The sequence below is a fragment of the Mycobacterium sp. P7213 genome, assembly GCF_900604305.1.
GTDB lineage: Bacteria > Actinomycetota > Actinomycetes > Mycobacteriales > Mycobacteriaceae > Mycobacterium.
Map to the genome: position 1 here is coordinate 1 of NZ_UWOA01000102.1, position 1,480 is coordinate 1,480.

The window sequence follows — 1,480 nt, forward strand, 5'->3', positions numbered from 1 at the left end:
ACCGCACCCCGATCACCGTCAAACCCTGCTCCGGCGTCAGCGCCCCGGCCACCACCGCCGCAGACACCTCCCCCATCGAATGCCCGATCACCGCATCCGGCACAACCCCATAGGCACGCCACAACGCAGCCAACGCCAACTGCAACCCCATGATCACCGGCTGCACCTGCGCATCACCGGAAATCTCAGCGCCCTGCTCGATCACCTCACGCAGCGAAAAACCCACCTGCCGGACAAACACCGGCTCCAACTCATCAACAGCCGCAGCGAACACCGGCTCATCGGCCAACAACCGACGACCCATCCCCACCCAATGCGAACCCTGACCCGAAAACACAAACACCGGCCGTGACGTCGCACGTCGCGGCCGGGGCTCGGTGACACCGGGTGCGGACTCGCCGGCAGCGAGTGCGGTCAACCCGGCCACTGCGGCGGCGTGATCGCGGGCAGCTACGCCCGCGGTGTAGTTGTAGCGGCTTCGGTTCTGCCGCAAGGTCTCTGCAACGTCGGACAGGGCCACACCAGCGCCGTCGGTGGCCAGCCATTGGGCGAGCACCCCGGCGGTGGCCGCGATACGTGCCGGGGACTTACCCGAGACCACCAACGTGCTCACCGGCACCGCAGCAGCCCCCGCAACAACCTCAGCATCAGGCGCCTGCTCAACGATCACATGCGCATTGGTGCCCGACACCCCGAACGAGGACACCCCCGCCCGRCGCGGACGCGACACCGCCGGCCARTCCATACCCCGAYCAGCAACCTGAAACTTCGACGCCCCCGCACCCGCATTCGGCGTCAACTCCGAAAAATTCAAATGCCGCGGAATGAAACCCTGCTGCACCGACAACACCGTCTTGATGAACCCGGCAACACCAGACGCAGACTCCAAATGCCCCAAATTGGTCTTCACCGACCCCAACACCAACGGCGCCGCAGAACCCCGCTCACCAAACACCGCCGACAAGGCATCCAACTCAATCGGATCACCCAACGCCGTACCAGTGCCATGCGCCTCGACATAGTCGATATCCGCCGGGGACAACCGCGCCGACGCCAACGCCGCCCGCACCACCTTCTGCTGCGCCGGACCCGACGGCACCGTCTGACCCGASGACGGCCCATCCTGATTCACCGCCGAACCCCGCACCACCGCCAGCACCCGGTCACCATCACGCTGGGCATCCGACAACCGCTTGAGCACCACCACCCCAGCACCCTCGGAGCGCACGTAACCGTCGGCGGCGGCATCAAAAGTCTTGCACTGCCCGTCCGGGGCCAACATCCCCCACCGCGACGTCGCAATACTGTTCTGCGGGGTCAACATCAAATTCACCCCAGCGGCCAACGCCTGATCCGACTCCCGACGCCGCAAACTCGCACACGCCAAATGAATCGTCACCAACGACGACGAACACGCCGTATCCAACATCATCGCCGGACCATGCACACCCAAGAAATACGACAACCGCCCCGCCGCGAA

1 protein-coding gene is annotated in these 1,480 nt (G+C 65.2%); it reads right to left on the reverse strand.

The annotated features are described in order from the left end of the window. Positions 1–1,480: type I polyketide synthase (locus EJK91_RS21335; RefSeq protein WP_164518071.1), on the reverse strand; the 1,480-nt coding region annotated here is incomplete at both ends.